The organism is Candidatus Omnitrophota bacterium (assembly GCA_028716245.1).
Taxonomy (GTDB): domain Bacteria; phylum Omnitrophota; class Gorgyraeia; order Gygaellales; family Profunditerraquicolaceae; genus UBA6249.
This window is the reverse complement of sequence record JAQUQW010000001.1, coordinates 569,340-589,028: the sequence shown is the minus strand read 5'-3', so window position 1 is coordinate 589,028 and position 19,689 is coordinate 569,340. Positions and strand designations below refer to the sequence as shown.

General features: G+C 42.8%; 20 protein-coding genes. 19 read left to right on the top strand and 1 reads right to left on the bottom strand.

Features of this window, described 5'->3' with window-relative positions:
* The first annotated feature begins 1 nt into the window (after position 1).
* The 12 genes from murA to recJ all read left to right on the top strand — a co-directional run bounded on the left by murA (position 2) and on the right by recJ (position 12,496).
* Positions 2–1,264 carry a UDP-N-acetylglucosamine 1-carboxyvinyltransferase gene (gene murA, locus PHG87_03155; protein ID MDD5477190.1) on the top strand — a complete coding sequence of 421 codons (1,263 nt, stop codon included), beginning with the start codon at positions 2–4 and terminating at the stop codon, positions 1,262–1,264.
* The gene (locus PHG87_03150) at positions 1,261–1,827 is read left to right on the top strand and encodes an aminodeoxychorismate/anthranilate synthase component II (protein MDD5477189.1); all 567 of its coding nucleotides are present in this window, start codon (positions 1,261–1,263) and stop codon (positions 1,825–1,827) included. The genes murA and PHG87_03150 overlap by 4 nt, the downstream gene beginning before the upstream one ends.
* Positions 1,824–2,831: an anthranilate phosphoribosyltransferase gene (gene trpD / locus PHG87_03145; GenBank protein ID MDD5477188.1), complete on the top strand. Its 1,008-nt coding sequence runs from the start codon at positions 1,824–1,826 to the stop codon at positions 2,829–2,831. The genes PHG87_03150 and trpD overlap by 4 nt, the downstream gene beginning before the upstream one ends.
* Position 2,832: 1 nt before the next feature.
* Complete coding sequence (gene trpC / locus PHG87_03140) at positions 2,833–3,621, top strand: indole-3-glycerol phosphate synthase TrpC (protein ID MDD5477187.1); 789 nt, start codon at positions 2,833–2,835, stop codon at positions 3,619–3,621.
* The gene (locus PHG87_03135) at positions 3,615–4,223 is read left to right on the top strand and encodes a phosphoribosylanthranilate isomerase (GenBank protein ID MDD5477186.1); all 609 of its coding nucleotides are present in this window, start codon (positions 3,615–3,617) and stop codon (positions 4,221–4,223) included. The genes trpC and PHG87_03135 overlap by 7 nt, the downstream gene beginning before the upstream one ends.
* A gap of 2 nt (positions 4,224–4,225) precedes the next feature.
* A complete protein-coding gene (gene trpB, locus PHG87_03130; GenBank protein MDD5477185.1) occupies positions 4,226–5,401 on the top strand; it encodes a tryptophan synthase subunit beta in 1,176 nt (391 codons plus the stop codon).
* The gene (trpA, locus tag PHG87_03125) at positions 5,388–6,173 is read left to right on the top strand and encodes a tryptophan synthase subunit alpha (protein MDD5477184.1); all 786 of its coding nucleotides are present in this window, start codon (positions 5,388–5,390) and stop codon (positions 6,171–6,173) included. The genes trpB and trpA overlap by 14 nt, the downstream gene beginning before the upstream one ends.
* Entirely contained in the window at positions 6,166–7,434 is a 1,269-nt protein-coding gene (locus PHG87_03120; protein MDD5477183.1) for a pitrilysin family protein, read from the top strand. Before trpA ends, PHG87_03120 begins: the two co-directional genes overlap by 8 nt.
* Before the next feature lie 2 nt (positions 7,435–7,436).
* Complete coding sequence (locus PHG87_03115; GenBank protein MDD5477182.1) at positions 7,437–8,438, top strand: hemolysin family protein; 1,002 nt, start codon at positions 7,437–7,439, stop codon at positions 8,436–8,438.
* Between the two features lie 154 nt (positions 8,439–8,592).
* Positions 8,593–8,745 (top strand): DUF5679 domain-containing protein, encoded by a 153-nt coding sequence (locus tag PHG87_03110; GenBank protein MDD5477181.1) that lies wholly within the window; start codon positions 8,593–8,595, stop codon positions 8,743–8,745.
* Positions 8,746–9,167: 422 nt separating this feature from the next.
* Positions 9,168–10,808 (top strand): arginine--tRNA ligase, encoded by a 1,641-nt coding sequence (argS, locus tag PHG87_03105; GenBank protein MDD5477180.1) that lies wholly within the window; start codon positions 9,168–9,170, stop codon positions 10,806–10,808.
* Positions 10,808–12,496, top strand: a complete 1,689-nt coding sequence (gene recJ / locus PHG87_03100) for a single-stranded-DNA-specific exonuclease RecJ (GenBank protein ID MDD5477179.1) — start codon at positions 10,808–10,810, stop codon at positions 12,494–12,496. The genes argS and recJ overlap by 1 nt, the downstream gene beginning before the upstream one ends.
* Here recJ and PHG87_03095 read toward each other — a convergent pair.
* Positions 12,489–12,743: a L28 family ribosomal protein gene (locus PHG87_03095; protein ID MDD5477178.1), complete on the bottom strand. Its 255-nt coding sequence runs from the start codon at positions 12,741–12,743 to the stop codon at positions 12,489–12,491. The two genes, recJ and PHG87_03095, sit on opposite strands and share 8 nt — an antisense overlap.
* 340 nt (positions 12,744–13,083) lie before the next feature.
* Here PHG87_03095 and PHG87_03090 point away from each other — a divergent pair, with 340 nt between their 5' ends.
* From PHG87_03090 to PHG87_03060, 7 genes are all read left to right on the top strand, one after another.
* Positions 13,084–13,668, top strand: coding sequence for a hypothetical protein (locus PHG87_03090; protein MDD5477177.1), 585 nt, complete (start codon positions 13,084–13,086; stop codon positions 13,666–13,668).
* 372 nt (positions 13,669–14,040) lie between these two features.
* Positions 14,041–14,277: a hypothetical protein gene (locus PHG87_03085; GenBank protein MDD5477176.1), complete on the top strand. Its 237-nt coding sequence runs from the start codon at positions 14,041–14,043 to the stop codon at positions 14,275–14,277.
* Between the two features lie 28 nt (positions 14,278–14,305).
* A complete protein-coding gene (locus PHG87_03080) occupies positions 14,306–14,884 on the top strand; it encodes a rubrerythrin family protein (GenBank protein MDD5477175.1) in 579 nt (192 codons plus the stop codon).
* Positions 14,885–14,906: 22 nt separating this feature from the next.
* On the top strand, positions 14,907–15,299 hold the full coding sequence (locus PHG87_03075; GenBank protein MDD5477174.1) for a hypothetical protein: 393 nt from the start codon (positions 14,907–14,909) through the stop codon (positions 15,297–15,299).
* Positions 15,300–15,306: 7 nt separating this feature from the next.
* A complete protein-coding gene (locus tag PHG87_03070; protein MDD5477173.1) occupies positions 15,307–16,068 on the top strand; it encodes a PD-(D/E)XK nuclease family protein in 762 nt (253 codons plus the stop codon).
* Between the two features lie 316 nt (positions 16,069–16,384).
* Positions 16,385–16,696, top strand: a complete 312-nt coding sequence (locus PHG87_03065) for a helix-turn-helix domain-containing protein (GenBank protein MDD5477172.1) — start codon at positions 16,385–16,387, stop codon at positions 16,694–16,696.
* A gap of 55 nt (positions 16,697–16,751) precedes the next feature.
* The gene (locus tag PHG87_03060) at positions 16,752–19,664 is read left to right on the top strand and encodes a UvrD-helicase domain-containing protein (GenBank protein MDD5477171.1); all 2,913 of its coding nucleotides are present in this window, start codon (positions 16,752–16,754) and stop codon (positions 19,662–19,664) included.
* The last annotated feature ends 25 nt before the right edge of the window (positions 19,665–19,689 follow it).

Sequence of the window (19,689 nt, the reverse complement as noted above, 5' to 3'; positions counted from 1 at the left end):
AATGGATAAACTGATTATTGAAGGCGGGGCGAAATTAAAAGGCGAGGTTACGGTTTCCGGGGCAAAAAACGCGGTATTGCCGATATTGGCGGCGACTTTACTTACTGATGAGCCGTGCGTAATTAAAGGCGTTCCGAATTTGCGGGATACCAATAGTATGCTGAAGATTTTGCGCGCGCTAGGAAAGGTTGCCGAATTTGATAAGGGCAGGGTAAGTGTCGGTGCCGGTAAAGCCGGAAAATATGTTGCTGAATATAAATTGGTTTCGACGATGCGGGCTTCATTCTGCGTTTTGGGCCCGCTTTTAGGTAAATTAAAACAAGCCAAGGTTTCTCTTCCCGGGGGCTGCGTTATCGGGGTGCGCCCGGTTGACCTGCATCTTAAAGGTATTAAGGCCTTAGGTGCTGATATCAGTATTGATTCAGGTTATGTAATTGCCAAGGCCAAGAAGCTGCATGGCTCCTACATTTATCTGGGCGGTGTATACGGTTCGTCGGTTTTAGCGACCGATAACGTGATGATGGCCGCGGTATTAGCCAGCGGTAAAACGATAATTGAATCGGCGGCATGCGAACCGGAGGTAGTGGACTTAGCGGAGTTTTTGATTAAGATGGGCGCCAAAATCAAGGGCCAGGGCACACCGGTTATTGAAATAGAGGGAGTAAAAGATTTGCACGGAGCAACGCATTCGATAATCCCCGACCGCATTGAAGCCGGGACATTGATTTTGGCTTCTTTGATTACCGAAGGAGACGTATTAATTAAAAATGTTGTGTATCATCACCTGGGGGCTCTGATTGATAAATTAGATGAAGCCGGCGCCCGGATTGCTTGCGTTGACGGGGCGTTACGCGTTCAGGGCAACCGGGGGTTAAGATCAGTAAATATAACTACGCTTCCTTATCCCGGATTTCCGACGGATATGCAGGCGCAGATGATGAGTTTAATGGCGGTAACCAGCGGCATCAGCGTAATTACCGAGAAAATTTACCCGGACAGGTTTATGCATGTTTCCGAACTTAACCGTATGGGCGCCCATATCCAGAGAGAGGGGCCGCACGCTATTGTTGAAGGAATAAAAAAATTATCCGGAGCCCCGGTAATGGCCTCGGATTTGCGCGCCTCCGCGGGTTTGGTTTTGGCCGGTTTAGCCGCAGGCGGAAAAACATCGATTTCCAGGATTTATCATTTGGAACGCGGCTATGAATTTATCGAAAAAAAATTAGTTAACTTAGGCGCCAAAGTTTGGAGAGAAAAAGAATGATTTTAATGATTGATAATTACGACTCTTTTACCTATAACCTGGTGCAGTATTTAGGGGAATTGGGGCAGAAGGTTTTAGTTTACCGCAATGACGCCTTGGCCATTAAGGATATTAAAAAACTTAATCCGGATAGAATTGTTATATCTCCGGGGCCGGGGAGGCCGGAGGATGCCGGGATTTCCTGCGCGGTTATCCGGGAATTCGCGGGTAAAATTCCGATTCTGGGGGTTTGCCTGGGGCATCAGGCGATCGGTTATGTTTTTGGCGGCAGGATCGTCGGAGCCGCAAAACTCATGCACGGGAAGACCTCCAAGATTTATCATAATAAAAAAGATATTTTTAAAAATATTCCCAATCCATTTTTGGCTACCCGATATCATTCCCTGCTGGTTGAGAAAAAAAGTTTACCGGCTTGCCTGGAAATAACCGCCAGCACCAAGGAAGATGAAATTATGGGGTTAAAACATAAAGAATACTCTATCTGGGGAGTGCAGTTCCACCCTGAATCCATACTTACCAAAAGCGGAAAACAGATATTGGATAATTTTATCAAGATCAAATGATCAAAGATTTAATTAAACAACTGGTTAATAAAAAAGATCTGACCGATCTGCAGATGCAGCAGGTGATGCAGGAGATTTTAAGCGGCGCGGCGGAAACCGCCGATATCGTCGAGTTTTTGACTTCTTTGAATGCTAAAGGCGAAACAGTAGGAGAGCTAACTGCCGCGGTCAATGTAATGCTTAAATACGTTGAGCCGATTATCGTCGATAAGCCAAACATACTGGATACCTGCGGAACAGGCGGGGATAAAAAAGGGACTTTTAATATTTCAACGGTAACTGCCTTGGTAGCCAGCGGCGCAGGGGTAACCGTGGCCAAACACGGCAATCGCTCGGTATCCAGTAAATGCGGCAGCGCGGATATCCTGGAGGCACTCGGCGTTAATATTAATATGGATAAGGCAAAAATCAAAAAATGCCTGGAAGAGATAGGCATTGCTTTTTTATTCGCCCCAAACCTGCATCCGGCAATGCGTTTTGTTATGGCGGCTCGAAAACAAATTGCGCGTAAGACCATGTTTAATATTTTAGGGCCTTTGATTAACCCGGCGCGGGCAACTAACCAGCTAATCGGCGTATATTCCAAGGAATGGACCAAGCCGTTAGCGCAAGTTTTACATAATTTAGGCACCAAGCACGTTTTAGTGGTGCATGGCGCAGATGGCCTGGATGAAGTTACGACTACTGATAAAACTTTTGTCTCCGAGGTAAGAAACAGCCAGTTAAAAGATTACCAAATTACTCCGGAGGATTTTGGCTTAAAGAGGGCTAAATTTGCTGATTTATTAGGCGGGTCCATCGCTGAAAATGTAAAGATTGTCCAGGAGGTATTGGCCGGCAAGAAGGGAAGCAAGAGGGATATTGTTTTACTTAATGCCGGATGCGCTATTTACGCCGCGGATAAAACGGAAACGATTGCCGCGGGAATAAAACTAGCGCAGAAAGCAATTGATTCAGGCGCGGCGCTTAAAAAACTTGAGCTATTAAAGGAATATTCGCAATAAGATGGCTAAAACCGACATACTCAAAGAGATCGTCGCCAAAAAGAAGGAAAGAATTGCTTTAAGCCAACAACAATTAAGTCCGGAAGATTTAAAAGCAAAATTAGCCGGCTTGCCGGCTACGCGTGCGTTCAAAGAGGCAATCAGTAAACCGCGGCAGATTTCACTTATCGCTGAAATAAAACAAGCTTCGCCTTCCCAAGGGGTAATCCGCCAGGATTTTAATTTAGCTGATATTGCCCGGGCTTATCAAGAGGCAGGGGTTCAGGCGCTTTCCGTATTAACTGAAGAGGATTTTTTTAATGGCAATCCCGCTTACCTAAATGAAGTAAAGGCCATATTTAGCGGCCCGGTTTTAAGAAAAGATTTTATTTTGGAAAGCTATCAGGTTTATGAATCGCGTTTTTTAGGGGCTGACGCGATTCTTTTAATCGCGGATTTATTGACCAAAGACAAATTAGTTGAGTTTATGCGGATTGCCGATGAGCTTGGCCTGGATTATCTGGTCGAGGTGCACGATGAGAAGGAATTAAAGAAGGTGTTGAATTTAAAGGTGCCGATAATCGGAATTAATAACCGCAATCTGCATACACTGGAGGTTGATTTTAAGACTACGGAAAAATTATTTACTTTGGTCCCCAAAGATAAAATAGTGGTTGTGGAAAGCGGAATTAAAAATTCCCAGGATGTTTTATTCCTGAAAATTCTGGGGGCTAGCGCCGTATTAGTCGGAACTGCTTTTATGGAGTCAGCGGATATAAAAAGTAAAGTGGATGAGGTAATGGGTTGGTAAAAGTTAAGATTTGCGGGATTACTAATTTAGAGGATGCTTTGGCGGCATTGTTTGCCGGAGCCAGCGCTATCGGATTTGTCTTCTATGATAAAAGCCCCCGTTTTATCAGCCCGGCCAAAGCGGCAAATATATCGCGGATTTTACCGAAAAAAATCAAACGGGCGGGGGTTTTTGTCAACGAAGATATCGCAAAAGTAAAAAAAATCGCCAGGCTCTGTAATTTAGATATACTGCAGTTTCACGGCCAGGAATCACCCGATTACTGCCGGAAATTTAAAGGATATAAAGTAATCAAGGCCTTCAGGATAAATAATCAGGAAGATTTAGAGGACGTAGCCAGGTATAAAACTTTTGCTTATCTATTCGACAGTTTTTCAAGAACCAAGCTGGGCGGGACAGGGAAAAAATTTAACTGGAAAATACTCGCGCAAACAGCTAGAATGGAGCCTGTTGTATTTTTGTCAGGCGGCTTGGCTGCCGGCAACGTGAAGAAGGCGATTAAATTATTAAGGCCCGATTGGGTGGATGTTTCCAGCAGCCTGGAATCAAAGCCCGGCAAGAAGGACCATAAGAAGATCCAGGAATTTATGAAGAAAATTTAATTATGAAAAATAAACTACCGGATAAAAGCGGGCACTTTGGTATCTTTGGCGGAAGATTTGTCCCGGAGACGCTGATCTATGCCCTCGATGAATTAGAAAACGAGTATTCCAAAGCCAGGAAAGATAAAAAATTTGCCAAAGAACTCACTTATTATCTGAGCGATTACGCCGGCCGGCCCACTCCGTTATACTTAGCGAAAAATTTAAGCCAGTATTTAGGGATAAAAAAGGTTTATCTAAAACGCGAGGATCTTTTACATACCGGCGCGCATAAGATTAACAATACTTTGGGCCAGGTGCTTTTGGCGGTCAGGATGGGCAAGAGAAGATTGATTGCCGAGACCGGGGCAGGCCAGCACGGAGTAGCTACCGCTACGGTGGCGGCTTTATTCGGATTGGAATGCGATGTGTATATGGGGGAAGAAGATATCCATCGCCAGGCTTTAAATGTCCTGCGGATGAAACTACTGGGCGCCCGGGTAATTAGCGTTAAAAGCGGAACGCAGACTTTAAAAGATGCCATGACCGAGGCCTTGCGCGACTGGGTAACTAATGTACGTAATACTTATTATGTGATCGGAACAGTAGCTGGGCCGCATCCGTATCCTGAAATGGTGCGCAACTTTCAATCCGTGATCGGAGTTGAAGCCCGCGCCCAAATTTTAAAAAAAGATAACCGCCTGCCGGATTATTTGGTTGCTTGTGTTGGCGGAGGAAGCAACGCTATTGGTTTATTCCACCCATTTTTTAATGATAGTAATGTCAAGATGATCGGGGTAGAAGCCGCGGGTTTAGGAATAGCATCGGGAAAACATTCGGCAAGCCTTGAATTTGGCTCAACCGGAGTTTTGCACGGTTCAAAATCAAAAATCTTAGAGGATAAATTCGGCCAAATCAAAAACGCGCATTCAATCGCCGCGGGGCTGGATTATCCAGGGGTCGGGCCGGAACATGCCTATTATCGAGAGATAGAACGGGCCGATTATGCGGCCATCACCGATAAAGAAGCTGTGGAAGGTTTTAAATTATTATCCAAGGTGGAAGGGATTATCCCGGCGCTAGAATCCGCCCACGCCATTGCCTATTTGAAAAAAGCGGGGAAAAAGATTAAGAAAGACGCCACTGTGATCGTTTGCCTCTCCGGAAGAGGGGATAAGGACCTGCATGAATCGTATTGATCAGAAATTTATCCAATTAAAGAAGCAGGGCAGGAAAGCATTTATTGCTTTTATAACCGCCGGTTATCCGGATTTATCGACAACCGCAAAATTGGTGATTGAACTTGAAAAAAGAGGCACAGATATAATTGAATTAGGGGTGCCTTTTTCAGACCCTTTGGCTGACGGCCCGGTAATCCAGGAGGCCTCCGGTTATTCTCTTAAAAAAGGAACCAATCTGGTTAAGATTTTAGATTTGGTAAAGAAATTACGCCAAACTACAGAGTTGCCGATATGTTTAATGACCTATTACAATCCTGTTTTTTGTTTTGGAGACAGGCGGTTTATCAATCAAGCCGCAGCCGCCGGAGTTGACGGAGTAATTATTCCGGATTTACCGCCTGAGGAAGCAAAAGATTTTATGCATTACGCCAATAAGAAGGGCCTGGTCAATATTTGTTTTGTCGCTCCGACCAGTTCCAACGCGCGGATCAAATTAATATCTAAAGCTGATCAAGGTTTTATTTACTATGTTTCTTTGACCGGAGTAACCGGCAGCCGCGATAATTTAAGCGCGGATCTTAAAGCCAACCTTTTAAGGATAAAAAAATTAACCGCTAAACCGGTTTGCGTCGGTTTTGGTATTTCTAACGCGGTTCAGGTAAAAGAAGTTTCGAAGATTTCCGACGGCGTAATTGTCGGAAGCGCTATCGTCAAACAGATCAAAGAAAATATCGGCCGCGGCAACTTAGTGCAAAGAGTAGGCAGCTTTGTAGAAAGGCTTAATGTATAGAAGGAGCAAATTAGGCAATGGCTTAAGGATAATTTCCAAATCCTTAAGCCAGGCCAAATCCGTATCTTTAGGTATTTGGATCAATATCGGCGGCCGCTATGAGGCGGCTTTTCAAAAAGGGATCTCGCATTACCTGGAGCACCTTCTTTTTAAGGGCAGCAAAAAATATTCCTGCCGCGCGATTAAAGAGTCGATTGAGGGAGTCGGCGGGACATTGAATGGTTTTACCTCCGAAGAGTTTACTTGTTATCTGGTAAAAATCCCCAGCCGTTATTTGATCCACGCTTTAAATATCTTGTCCGATATGGTCCTTAATCCGTCTTTAAAACAGGCGGATATTACCAAAGAAAGAACAGTCATCCTGGAAGAGCTGAAGATGTACCGCGATCTTCCGCAAAACTATGTTTATGAGCTGCTGGATGAACTGCTTTGGCCGCACCAGCCATTAGGCTTACCGATAATCGGCTCCGTAGATTCGGTAAATAGTATTAACCGGGATAGTTTAAAAAAATATCAGGCCAGCCGCTACACCCCGGCTAATATCGTAATCAGCGCGGCCGGATTGCTGGAGCATGATTTACTGGTAAATGAGGTTTCCGCCATTTTTTCAGCGCAGGCTGCGGCTAAATTAAATACATTCACGGCGGTTAAAGAGGGCCAGGGAAAACCGCAGTTAAAAATTTTTCACAAAGACACTGAACAAACGCATATGGCCCTGGGTTTTCATGCTTTAAAACGCGGAGATCCTTTAAGGCACGCTCAGGCGTTATTGCACATAATCTTAGGCGCCAATATGTCCAGCCGGCTTTTTAATGAGGTTAGAGAAAAAAGAGGTTTGGCCTATGAAATTGGAACAGGGATTAAACGTTTTGCCGATACCGGGGAGTTCCTGGTGCACGCCGGGATTGATAACCATAAAGTAGAAGATTGCCTGGGCCTGATATTTCAAGAGCTAGGAAAACTAAGAAAAACCATTGTGCGCAAAGATGAGTTTTGCCGGGCAAAAGAATTTTATGCCGGCCAGCTTAGCTTGGCTTTAGAAGATACGATGGAGTATATGCTTTGGATGGGCGAGAGCGTTGCCTGTTTAGATAAGGCATATACATTGGAGCAGATTATCAAAGAAGTAAATAAAGTGAATATGGAAGATGTACGCGAGGTTGCCGGTAAGATTTTTAATAATAAAAAGATAAATTTGGCCTTAATCGGCCCGCCCGGGAATAAAGAGAAAGATATTTACGCAAAACTTAATTTAGGATAAAGATGATATTTTTAATTTTAATAATCCTGGCTGTGCTTTCGTTCTTTTTCTCTGCTTCCGAGACTTCAATTATCGGATTAAGTAAAATCAAGTTGCGCCATATGGTGCAAAAAGGGATTACCGGGGCTTCCAGTATCCATCGCCTTGTGTCTAAATTAGATAAAGTAATTGCCGCCATACTTATCGGCAATAATATCGTCAATATTGCCGTCTCATCGATTGTAACCGGTATTTTTGTCCAGGTTTACGGTTATCGCTGGGGGGTGGTTGTTTCTACTTTTGTGACCACCATGGTCCTGCTTATTTTCTGCGAAGTTACTCCCAAGATCCTTTCGGCTAAGCATACGGAAAAGATGGCCTTAATTACCGCGCCATTAATGGAGGTAGTTTTGGTAATCTTTAAGCCCCTGATCATATTCTTTATCGGGATCAGCAATTTCATTTTAAAAATTTTTGGTTTAAGTGTTGCTAAAAAATCCCCTTTGATTACCGAAGAAGAATTAAAAACGATGATTGAAATAGGCCAGGAGGAGGGGGTTTTAACCCAGGATCAGCTTAAGATGCTGCATCGTATCTTTGAATTCGGCGATACTAAGCTGACGGATATAATGGTGCCTAAAGAAAAAATTATTGCCGTAGATATAAATACTACTTCCAATGACCTGTTAAATATATTTGTCGAGGAAGGCCACGCCCGGCTTCCGGTATATAAGGAGAGTAAAGATAATATTGTCGGCATAGTTTATGCCCAAGACCTGCTTTATATATTGCGCGAAAAAGGTTTATTCCTATTGCAGGATCTGCTTCATGAAGCCTGTTTTGTTTCCAGTTCAACGCGGGTAAATGACCTCCTAAAAAGGTTCCAGACGGAGAAAAGGCAGATAGCCATTATCGTGGATAAAGACAGAAAAACTCTGGGGTTGGTGACATTAGAAGATTTGATTGAAGAAATTGTCGGAGAGATCGAAGAAAAATATTCCCGAAGGAAAAGCATCAGTAAATAATTTGACATCAAAATTAACCTGTGTTAGAATCAAGGGGTATTGAAAACGATAAGACATTCTCCCGCCTCAAATTATTCGGCGGGATAAATTCGCACATTAACTTACTCACACTATCGTGTTCGTAAGTTAAGTGCTCATTTAAAGGAGGAAACAAATGGCAGAAACAGGATATTGCGTAAAATGCAAAGGCAAGAAAGCGATGAAGGATGAACAGAAGGTCACCATGAAAAACGGCCGCGCCGCGATGAAAGGCAAGTGCCCTGAATGCGGGACCGGTATGTATAAGATTTTAGGAAAAGCCAAGTAGCCGCTTTTTAGAATAGAGGTAATAAAATAGACTCGAAACAATTAGCCCAACGCATTGCCTGGGTTGCTAAAGCCAAAAAAGCCGAGGATGTTGTAATTCTGGATGTTTCCAAGATAGCCGGGTTCTGCGACTATTTTGTCATTGCCAGCGGTACTTCGATCAGGCAGGCCACGGCGATCGCCCAGGCAATTCAGGACGACCTGGAATTAAAAAAAATAAAATCTCTCTCTAAGATTTCGCGAAACGATGAGTCGGGCTGGATCGCCCTGGATTATGTTTCCGTAATCGCCCATTCGTTTTATGAACCGGTGAGAGAGTTTTATTCTTTAGAGGGGCTTTGGTCTGACGCTAAAAAAGTAAGAGTGATTGCCCCTAGAAAATAGCTTACCTTTATTCGCACCAACCGTAATTTAAAAATAAAAATGAAGAATGATGTTCAACAGCAGCTTATTGCTTTAGTTAGCGCAGGCCTCGCGCGTTGCGGCCTGGCCGCTAATCAAAAGGAAGATATTTTTCTTGAACTTCCTACCGATAAGCGTTTCGGCGATTTTACCACCAATATCGCCTTAAAATTAAGTAAAGAGCTAAAGCAGCCGCCGCGGGTTATTGCCAGCCAGTTAGTTGAATCCATTCAGAAGGAAATCGAAAAAAATAAAGATTTAAAAGATTTAATCACCCAGGTAAAAGTGGAGGGCGCCGGGTTTATAAACTTTTACCTTAAAGAAGATTATTTTTATGAGAAGCTGCGTAAAATAATCATTAAAGGCAAAGAGGCGTTAAGGGTAGATAAAGGATGCGGCAAAAAAGTTTTAATTGAATTTGTCAGCGCCAATCCCACCGGTTCTTTATCGGTTGCCCACGCCCGTCAGGCGGCAGTCGGGGATTGTCTGGCCAATGTTTTGTCTTTTATCGGTTTTAAGGTCAGCCGGGAATATTATCTTAATGATGAGGGTAACCAGATAAATATTTTGGGCAAGTCTGTCCAGTTACGGCTTAAAGAATTAAAAGGCGGAACTATTGAGTTCCCTGAAAATTATTATCAGGGAGATTATATCAGAGATATTGCCAAAGAAGCGCAAGATAAGAAAATCAAAGAGGATAATCTGGGAGATTTTGCCGCTGAACACATCTTAAAAATAATCAGGCAAGAGCTGGATGATTTTGGAGTTAAATTTGACTGCTGGTATTCGCAGAAAGAGTTGGCTAAAAGCGGCAAAGTCGAGCAGGCGTTTGAGCAATTAAAACAAAAAGGATTTTTGTACGAGCAGGACGGAGCGCTTTGGTTTAAATCAACCGCTTTTGGCGATGATAAGGACCGGGTAATTATTAAAAGCGATGGCAGCCAGACCTATTTGGCGCCGGATATCGCGTATCACGAGGATAAATTTAAGCGCGGGTTTAACTGGTTGATCAATCTCTGGGGCCCGGACCATCACGGTTATATCAACCGGATCAAGGCTTCGATTGAGGCCTTTGGACATAATAAAGATGACCTATCCGTAGTTATTGTCCAGCTAGCGACTATTTTTAGGAATGGACAAGAAATCCAGATGTCTACCCGGCGCGGCCAATATATCACTTTGCGTGAGGTTTTGGAGGAAGTGGGTAAAGATGCCTCCAGGTTTTTCTTTTTAATGCGGCGCACCTCCAGCCACTTGGACTTTGATTTAGAGGTAGCCAAGAAACAATCCTCGGAAAACCCGGTTTACTATGTCCAATATGCCCACGCGCGTATCTGCAGCATATTGCGCGGCAGCGCGGTAAAAATTAAAGATGATTTAGATCTTTCTGTGCTTAAAGAGAAAGAAGAGTTAAGCTTGATCAAGAAATTGTTAGAGTTTGAGGCGGCCTTAAACATTTGTTTGGTTACTTGCGACCCGTATATGCTTACAGTATATCTTCAGGAGCTCTCGGAAAGTTTCCATAAATTTTACGATTTACACCGCGTTTTAGGCCAGGATGACGCCTTAACCGGCGCCCGCCTTGCCTTGATTAAAGGAGTAAAAATTGTTTTATCCTGTGGATTAGAGCTTTTAGGTATTGCTCAACCGGAAAAAATGTAATGTCCTCGCATAAAATCTTAAGGATTGCCACTCCCCATGTTTCTCTGCAAAATCAGTTTTCCAAAGAATTAGGCATCTCAAAAATATTAGCCCAAATATTAATCAACCGCAAAGTCACCACGGTAGCTTCGGCGGAAAAATTCCTCAAACCTTCAATCGGCGATTTATTCAGCCCGCATTTATTCGCGGATATACCTAAAGCAATCAGCCTGGTGAAGAAGGCGCAAGAGAATAAAGAAAGGGTAATGGTCTTTGGCGATTATGATGTGGATGGGATAACCAGCACGGTCTTGCTTAAAACTACGCTTGAGGCAATGGGCTTGGATGTTTTGCACCATATTCCGCACCGGATTACCGAAGGTTATGGCCTAAATAATGAAATTGTTAATTTTGCCAAAGAAAAACAGGTAAGGCTTATGGTTACCGCTGACTGCGGGATCGTTAACCACAAAGAAATCCAGGCTTTGAGGCAGGCAAATATCGATGTCATCGTTACCGACCATCATGAGCCGCAAAATTCAAATTTACCCGCGGCATCCTGTATTATCAATCCCAAAGTAAAACATTCCGGTTATCCTTACCGGGAGCTGGCCGGGGTAGGGGTAGCTTATAAATTCGCTCAAGGCTTAGCCGGTTCTTTATTAGTTGATGACCTGGATTTGGTTACCTTAGGCACAATTGCCGATAGCGTGCCGTTAACCGGAGAAAACCGGATTATTGTCAAAGAAGGTTTGTTTAGATTACCGCAGACTAAAAGATTGGGCTTGCGGCAGATCATCGAAAACGCGGGAATCGAAAATAAAAAATTTAATTCTACCTATGTAAGTTTTATTATTGCTCCGCGCTTAAATGCTGCCGGCAGGATGGCTAATGCCGAAGTATCCTTAAAACTGCTGATGAGCCAGAGTATCACGGATGCGCAAGATTTAGCCAAAGAATTAGAGAAGTTAAATCGCGAGCGCCAGAAGGTTGAAGGGAAAATTTTAGAAGAAGCTGAGGAGCTGATTAACCATCAGGTTAATTTTAAGGACCATAAAGTCATTGTGATTGCCAAAGAAGACTGGCATCAGGGTGTTTTAGGGATTGTGGCTTCCAAGCTGGCGGATAGATTTTACCGGCCGGCGATTGTTATCTCAATTAATGAAAATTTATGCAAGGGCTCGGCGCGCTCCATCCAAAATTTCCATCTCTTTGACGCGTTGATGGATTCTAAGGAGCTCCTGGATAGTTTTGGCGGCCATGCCCATGCCGCCGGCCTCTTAATTACTAAAGATAATATCGATGATTTCAGGAAAAGTATTAATAAGTTGGCCAGCGACCGGTTGAACTTTGATGATTTGCTTCCCAGCCGGGATATTGATTTAGAGCTTAGTTTCGCGGATTTAAATGAGGGGTTAGTTAAGGAATTGGAACTTTTGGAGCCGTTTGGTATGGCCAATCCCGAACCTTTATTTTATACGCGCGCATTGAGGCTTAAAGGAGAAGTTCAGCTTTTAAACCGTGGGACTTTAAAGTTTTGGGCAACTGACGGAGTGACTACCAGCCAGGTAATTGCTTTTGGGATGAGCAGTTTAAGAGAAAGTTTGTTGCAGGCAACTTCTTTTGACTTGGTTTATACCCCGAAAATAGACAGTTGGCGCCAGGAGGAATCAATGATCCTTGAGGCCAAAGATATCTTTTTTAAATAGCAGGTTTGGGTTTTCTGGGAACCGCTTTTTGGAAATTGCCTTTTTTGATGCACTTGGTGCAGATGTAGGCCTTCTTCGGCGTGCCATTAACTACTATATGCACAGTCTGAAGATTGGCCAGAAATTTGCGTTTGCTCCAGCGGGCGATCTTGGAACCGGTTCCGCCCTTGGACTTATACTGTCCTTTTCTGGATAAAACTTTTCCGGTAAGGGCGACTTTTTTACAGATTACGCATTCTTTAAGCATTTTAAATATCCTTTCAATTTAGTTTAATAAGTATACTTGAAATCCCGGCGTTGTCAAGCTAGAATATATACGAATTCCGTGTCATTGCGAGTCCGCCGAAGGCGGACGAAGCAATCTCGGTTTACGCGGGTCCTGCCGATGCCTGTTTCTCGGCCGCCTGAAGCGTCCTCGAATCCAGCCATCGTCACCCGCTGATATACATTAAAAAAAATTACTTAGTAAATTGGGCACGTTTTGGGCACAGAATAGAGAGTGGTATTTCTAATTAGTTGCCAGATAATAGATAAAAGTCAATTGGTGTAGAACGAGGTGTTCTAGGGTTTAAAGAAGGAGGGTTCTAGTGAATAAATTGCAAAAATGGCTTACTATTGCTGCTCTTTGGGTTCTGACTACTATAATACTCATAAAGAGTTTCCCTAAATTTCAGCATTATGAAATGATTAGTGCATGGGGGACCGTAGCTGCAGCTGTAATTGCAATTTGGGCAGTTATCCAGGAGAATCATCGTTCCAGACTTGTTTTGAATATTGATATAATTTTAAAACTAGATGAACGTTTTAACAGTCGCGAAATGATGGATGCTAGAAAGAAAACTGCCAAGTCTATTGAAAGTTGTCACGAGAATCATTGTAAAGATGAGGGGGGCGTGCTTGAATTCTTTGGAACAATAGGAATTCTATTTCGAAAAGGAGTTCTTGACAAAGAAGTTCTGTGGAGAATGTTTTTTTATTGGCTTCACGGATATTATTTTTTATTAGAAGAGTATATTAAACGCGAAAGAGAAAAAGATCCTTCAAGTTTCGATAGTTTGATATATTTATATAATGAGCTTCTAACTGTTGAAAACAAGTTAAACCAGGGAAGATTTATCAGTAAATTCAACAAAGCAGAATTTTTAAAAGAAGAGATGTCGTTGTCGAAGTAGGAGACAAATAAGAAGATAAGTTTACTTTTGTAAGTGTTCATTTTTCAATAAGTAATAGCCAATTGATGTAGAGCAATATAATCTAGTCTTTTATAGCAAGGATGAGGCTTTATTATGTTCCAGCTTGGTAATTTTAGTCCATCTAATTTATTCGCAGGTTTAATTTTCGGTTCCATTGGTTTTGTAGCTTTTATTTATGGCAAGAAAATAGCGTCATTTAGGCCGATGGTTATTGGGATTGTTTTAATGATCTATCCCTACTTTATATCAGGGACGCTGTTTCTTTATCTTATTGGCATTGTTTTAACCGCATCACTGTATTTCTGGAGAGGATAAGAAGATAAAAATAATGGGACCGTTTCTATTTTTATCATGAATAACGAAATTGAACGCGATCTTGGGGAGCAGCCGATTGCTAAAATTATGGCTGAACATGGGTTTAAGTCGCATGATTTGGTAAGTAATTCCACCGAGCAGATTACGCATAAAATGGTTGCTCGCGCGGCCAAAGGCAGGCGTTTGAATTTAAAAATCCAATACCGGATACTTAATGCTTTGAACAAGGCCGCGGGTAAACAATATCTATTAAAGGATCTCTTCAATTATTAAAAACCAGAAGTGGATGGAGGTGGCAAAAATGGGCAAAACAATTAAAGGTTCAAAGACAGAGAAAAATCTCCTGAAAGCTTTTGCCGGGGAATCTCAGGCACGGAATAGGTATACTTATTTTGCCAGCGCGGCACGAAAAGAGGGGTACGAACAGATCACCAATATCTTTAGCGAGACAGCGGAAAACGAAAAGGAACATGCCAAGATGTTTTTTAAACATTTGGAGGGCGGTGATGTGGAGATTACCGCGGCATATCCAGCAGGAATGATTGAGGATACCAAAAGCAATCTTGAGGCGGCCGCTGCCGGAGAAAATTTAGAATGGACAACTCTTTATTCGGATTTCGCCAAGATAGCAAAAGACGAGGGGTTTGCTGAGATAGCGCGGAGTTTTGAGCAGATATCCAAAGTAGAAAAATTTCATGAAAGCAGGTATAGGAAACTGATTAATAATATCGGCAATGCTGAAGTATTTAAGAAAAACGCGGTTGTTAAATGGCACTGCATTAACTGCGGCTACGTGGTAGAAGGGACTGAGGCGCCTAAAGAATGCCCTGCCTGTAAACATCCGCAGGCATATTACGAAGTTTTAGCGGAAAATTATTGAAAAAAATAAGTGGGAGGCCTAGATGCAAATAGAAATCTTTGCTTTATGTGACGCGGCAACCGCGGATTTCGGTAAACTTAGCATGCTTGGCGCCTTTGACACGATTTGGGTAACCAAAACTCCGGCGGTGCATCAACAGTGCGCGATTGCCTTGAGAGCGCGATTTGAGAAAATTGAACGGGGAGAGCATAAAGTCGTGGTGCATTTTGTGGACGCGGATGGGAAAAATGTCATTCCACCCGCCCAAGGGGTAATAACCATGAATTTCCCCGAAGAGCAAAGCTCCGGTTCAGCGCATTTGATTCTGAATATTCAAGGATTAAATCTGCAGAGGCTGGGAGAGTATTCGATTGATTTAGCCATCGATGGGCAGCAGAAAGCCTCATTGCCGCTTTTTGTAAAAGAGCGTAAATAGAGAAAATATGTCAGAATACTACACGCCAAAAAGAGACAGGAACCTTTATAATCCTAAAAGCGTCGAGCCCTTTAAGCTGAGCCGTTCCAAGATTGAGCTTTTTACGAATTGCCCGCGGTGTTTTTACCTGGACCGCCGGCTGGGGGTGGGGGCTCCGCCGATGTTCCCGTATACCTTAAACAGCGCGGTGGATACCTTGTTGAAAAAAGAGTTTGATTTATTGCGTAAAAGCGGCCAGGCGCATCCGTTGATGAAAAAATACGGAGTGGACGCGTTCCCGGCAAAACTTGCCCAGTTGGATGAATGGAGAAATAATTTCAAAGGGGTTCAGGTATTGGATAAGCCGACGAATTTACTAATCTTTGGGGCAATCGATGATTTATGGCAGAACAGTAAAGGCGAATATATGGTGGTGGATTATAAGTCTACCAGCAAGCCTGAAGAAATCAATGCTTTGGATGAGGAGTGGCACGGTGGATATAAGCGCCAGATGGAGATTTACCAATGGTTGCTGCGGGGTAATGGTTTTAATGTAATCAACACAGGATATTTTGTATATTGTAACGGTAATACCGCGCTTGAGAAATTTGACGCAAAATTAGAGTTTAACTTAACGCTTATCGCGTATGAAGGCAATGATAGCTGGGTTAGCGGCACAATTAAAGAGATACATCAGTGTTTAAATAGCGATACGATTCCGCAAGCCGCGGAAGACTGTGATCTCTGTGTCTACCGAAAAGCTGCCTCGGAAGTATTAGGGAATAAATAATAAGGAAATAACCTGTTAGATTTTACCTCTTACTACGTCAATTGATGTAGAGAAGAAAATTATGAACTTGACAATACAACTATTTAGTTGTATACTTTAAGAGGTAGAGAAAGTGTCTAGTGTAGTATGCGTTTATTTTAAAAACGAAAGCGGCAGGTGTCCGGTTAAAGAGTTTGTTGAAGCGCTGGACAGATATTCTCAAAACAAATAGTTTCATTAAGAAAACCAATAAAACACCGGCTAATCAGAAAAAGTTAGCTGTAGATAGAAGAAAGGCGTATTTAGCGCTGCGCAAAGATTGAAAAGGCAGGATATCATGAAAAGTGAGAGAGTAGAAGAACATCTAAGGGGTAAGCTTAAAAATCCGGCGTTTAGAGAAGTTTACGAACTGGATCAGCAAAAGCTTATTATTGCCAAACTGATTATTAAATATCGTATCAAGCATAATTTAACTCAAGGAGAATTTGCCGAAAAGGTAGGGGTAACTCAACAGCATGTTTCAAAAATTGAAAGTGGTGAATTCAGTAATATGTCAACGCTTGAAAAAATGCTAGTTCCGCTTGGTTTAGGCCTAAAATTCAACGTAGTCCCTTTACGTTTAAGGTCACAAACCGTGACCTTAAAATAATCTCGCCTGAGTCCTTTTTGTTTCAATTCTTTAATTAGAGTGGTATAATTTTATTATGGATAAAGTATTAGAAGGATTAAATAAAGAGCAGGTGCAGGCGGCTACCCATAAAGACGGGTCGCTTTTAATTATTGCCGGCGCGGGGACGGGCAAGACCCGCGTAATTACCCAGCGCATTGCCTGGTTGATTAATCAGAGCTTGGCCAAGACCGATGAAATCTTAGCGCTTACTTTTACCGATAAGGCAGCTAAGGAAATGCAGGAAAGGGTGGATATCCTGATGCCTTACGGTTATACGGATATTTGGATCTCTACATTTCACGCTTTTGGTGATCGTCTCTTGCGCGAGAACGCTTTAGTTGCCGGATTAAATCCGGATTTTAAGGTGCTCACCCAGCCGGAGGCAGCGGTGTTTTTCCGCGAGCATCTTTTTGAATTCACGCTTGATTATTACCGGCCGTTAGCTGAGCCCACCCGTTTTATCGAAGCGCTGATTTCATTTTTTAGCCGGGCAAAAGATGAGGATATTTCAGCCAAAGAGTATTTAAAATACGCGCAGGATTTTCTAATCCAGGCCAAGAGCAATCCGGAAGACAAAGCCACGGAAGAATTGGCAGCGCAGCAGATGGAGGTAGCCGCTTCTTACGTTAAATACCAGGAACTTTTGGCCAGAGAAGGATTGGTTGATTTTGGCAATCAGTTTTATTTAAGTTTACAACTGTTGCGGGAGCATCCTTTGGTTTTACAGAATTACCAGAAACAATTTAAATATATTTTAGTTGATGAATTCCAGGATACTAATTTTGCGCAGTTCCAAATTGTCAAGTTGCTTGCCGGCTCCTTAAAAAATGTTACGGTTGTCGGAGATGATGACCAGTGTATTTATCGCTGGCGCGGAGCTGCCTACAGTAATCTGGTAAATTTCAATAAAGAATATCCTGATGCTGAAAAAATTACCCTGATCCAGAATTACCGCTCGACCCAGCCAATTTTAGATAGCGCCTACCAGTTGATCCAAAATAATAATCCCGAGCGTTTTGAGGTCAAAGCTAAAATCGATAAACACCTGATCGGCTTGACTAAAAAGGGCGAAAAGCCAATCCATTTGCACTTTGATACGCATTCGGCTGAGGCTGATAATGTAAGTAAGATTATACTAGATAAAGTAAGTTTAGGTAAGTTTAAGTATAGGGATTTTGCCATCCTGGTGCGCTCCAATTCCGATGCCCAAAGTTTTATCCAGTCGCTGAATATGCAGAATATTCCCTGGCAGTTTAGCGGTAACCAGGGTTTATACGCCCGGGAAGAGGTCAAGTTGTGTATTAATTTCCTGCGGGTAATTGCCAATCCTTCGGATTCATTAAGTTTATATTATCTGGTAAGTTCTGAAATCTATAAAGTAAACCTAGCTGATTTGACATTGTGCAACCACTTTGCCCGGCGCAGGAACCGTTCGCTTTATTCGGTGTTTGGCGATTTGGAAAAGATCCCGGAGTTAGCCCAGGTTCAGGACCAGACTAAGGATAAAATAAAGCGGGTGCTTGAAGAAATTGAAAAATTTCTGCAGGTTTCCCGTAATGAGACAACCGGCAGGCTGCTGTATAGTTTTTTGACTGATACGGGTTATCTTAAATATTTAACCCATAATCCAACTTTAGAAAAAGAAGCTAAGATTCAAAACATCGCTAAATTTTTTAATCAGGTGCGTGATTATGAACTGATCGCTAAAGAGGACAGAGTAATTAGTTTTATCAAACACCTTAACCTCTTGATTGATTCCGGAGATGACCCGCCGACAGTCGAGGCGGACCTAGATCAGGATGCGGTGAATATTTTGACTATCCATAAAGCTAAAGGTTTGGAATTTAGAGCGGTATTTTTAGTCAGCCTGGTACAGGGAAAATTTCCCCTGCCTAGACGTTCACAGCAAATCGAATTGCCGGATGCTTTGATTAAAGAAGTTTTGCCGACCGGAGATTTTCATACTCAGGAGGAGCGCCGGCTTTTTTATGTGGGAATGACCCGCTCCAAAGAAGAATTGTATTTAACCAGCGCTGATGATTATGGCGGCAAGCGCCTGCGTAAGGTAAGCCAATTTGTCTTGGAGGCGTTAGGTAAAAAATCCGTGGAAGAAGTGGAAAAGAAAAAAACCGCGGCGATTGAAAGTATCCAGCGTTTTACTCCGGTTAAGGAGTTGTCGAAATCAGCTCTCCAGGAAATCCCGGAAGATAAGTTAATCACTTTAAGTTATTATCAGATCGATGATTATCTGACCTGCCCTTTAAAATATAAATATGTCAATATCCTGCGCGTGCCGATTATGGAGCATCATACGGTTATTTACGGCCGGGCAATGCACGAGGCAGTCAGCCAATATTTATTGCGTAAGCTTAAAGGGGAAAAGGTGTCTATGGATAAACTCCTGGATTGTTTTGAAGCTAGTTTTGATCCGCAGGGTTTTTTAGATTCTAATCATCAGGAGGAGCGTTTTCGCATCGGCAGGGAGGCTTTATCCAGATTTTATAAGGATGAAGAAAGGCGTAATTTGACTCCCAAATTTATCGAGGAGCCTTTTTCTTTTGTTATCGGAGGCAATAAGATTACCGGCAGGTTTGACCGCATCGATATACGGGATGACGGAGCGGTGATTATGGATTTTAAGACCTCCGAGATCAAAACCCAGAAGGACGCGGACAAGCGGGTCAAGGAAAATAAGCAGTTGATCCTTTATGCCCTGGCCTATCAGCACATTTCCGGAGTCTTGCCTGCCGCGGTAGAGTTATACTTCTTAGAGTCCGGGATTGTCGGCAGGCATAAGGTTACCGAGGATAAAATAGAGGAAGTAAAAGAGGATATTCTGATCGTTTCTAAGGGTATTCGCCAGCAAGAGTACCCGGCCAAACCCGAATACAAAGCCTGCACTTATTGCGCTTATAACCAAATTTGCCCCTTTGCCGTAATCCGCTAATAGAGGTTGACAATCGCCGGTATTT

Coding starts and splice junctions, on each gene's coding strand:
- murA (MDD5477190.1), top strand. CDS start 2: ATGGATAAACTGATTATTGAAGGCGGGGCGAAATTAAAAGGCGAGGTT.
- PHG87_03150 (MDD5477189.1), top strand. CDS start 1,261: ATGATTTTAATGATTGATAATTACGACTCTTTTACCTATAACCTGGTG.
- trpD (MDD5477188.1), top strand. CDS start 1,824: ATGATCAAAGATTTAATTAAACAACTGGTTAATAAAAAAGATCTGACC.
- trpC (MDD5477187.1), top strand. CDS start 2,833: ATGGCTAAAACCGACATACTCAAAGAGATCGTCGCCAAAAAGAAGGAA.
- trpB (MDD5477185.1), top strand. CDS start 4,226: ATGAAAAATAAACTACCGGATAAAAGCGGGCACTTTGGTATCTTTGGC.
- trpA (MDD5477184.1), top strand. CDS start 5,388: ATGAATCGTATTGATCAGAAATTTATCCAATTAAAGAAGCAGGGCAGG.
- PHG87_03120 (MDD5477183.1), top strand. CDS start 6,166: ATGTATAGAAGGAGCAAATTAGGCAATGGCTTAAGGATAATTTCCAAA.
- PHG87_03115 (MDD5477182.1), top strand. CDS start 7,437: ATGATATTTTTAATTTTAATAATCCTGGCTGTGCTTTCGTTCTTTTTC.
- PHG87_03110 (MDD5477181.1), top strand. CDS start 8,593: ATGGCAGAAACAGGATATTGCGTAAAATGCAAAGGCAAGAAAGCGATG.
- argS (MDD5477180.1), top strand. CDS start 9,168: ATGAAGAATGATGTTCAACAGCAGCTTATTGCTTTAGTTAGCGCAGGC.
- recJ (MDD5477179.1), top strand. CDS start 10,808: ATGTCCTCGCATAAAATCTTAAGGATTGCCACTCCCCATGTTTCTCTG.
- PHG87_03095 (MDD5477178.1), bottom strand. CDS start 12,743: ATGCTTAAAGAATGCGTAATCTGTAAAAAAGTCGCCCTTACCGGAAAA.
- PHG87_03085 (MDD5477176.1), top strand. CDS start 14,041: ATGAATAACGAAATTGAACGCGATCTTGGGGAGCAGCCGATTGCTAAA.
- PHG87_03080 (MDD5477175.1), top strand. CDS start 14,306: ATGGGCAAAACAATTAAAGGTTCAAAGACAGAGAAAAATCTCCTGAAA.
- PHG87_03075 (MDD5477174.1), top strand. CDS start 14,907: ATGCAAATAGAAATCTTTGCTTTATGTGACGCGGCAACCGCGGATTTC.
- PHG87_03070 (MDD5477173.1), top strand. CDS start 15,307: ATGTCAGAATACTACACGCCAAAAAGAGACAGGAACCTTTATAATCCT.
- PHG87_03065 (MDD5477172.1), top strand. CDS start 16,385: ATGAAAAGTGAGAGAGTAGAAGAACATCTAAGGGGTAAGCTTAAAAAT.
- PHG87_03060 (MDD5477171.1), top strand. CDS start 16,752: ATGGATAAAGTATTAGAAGGATTAAATAAAGAGCAGGTGCAGGCGGCT.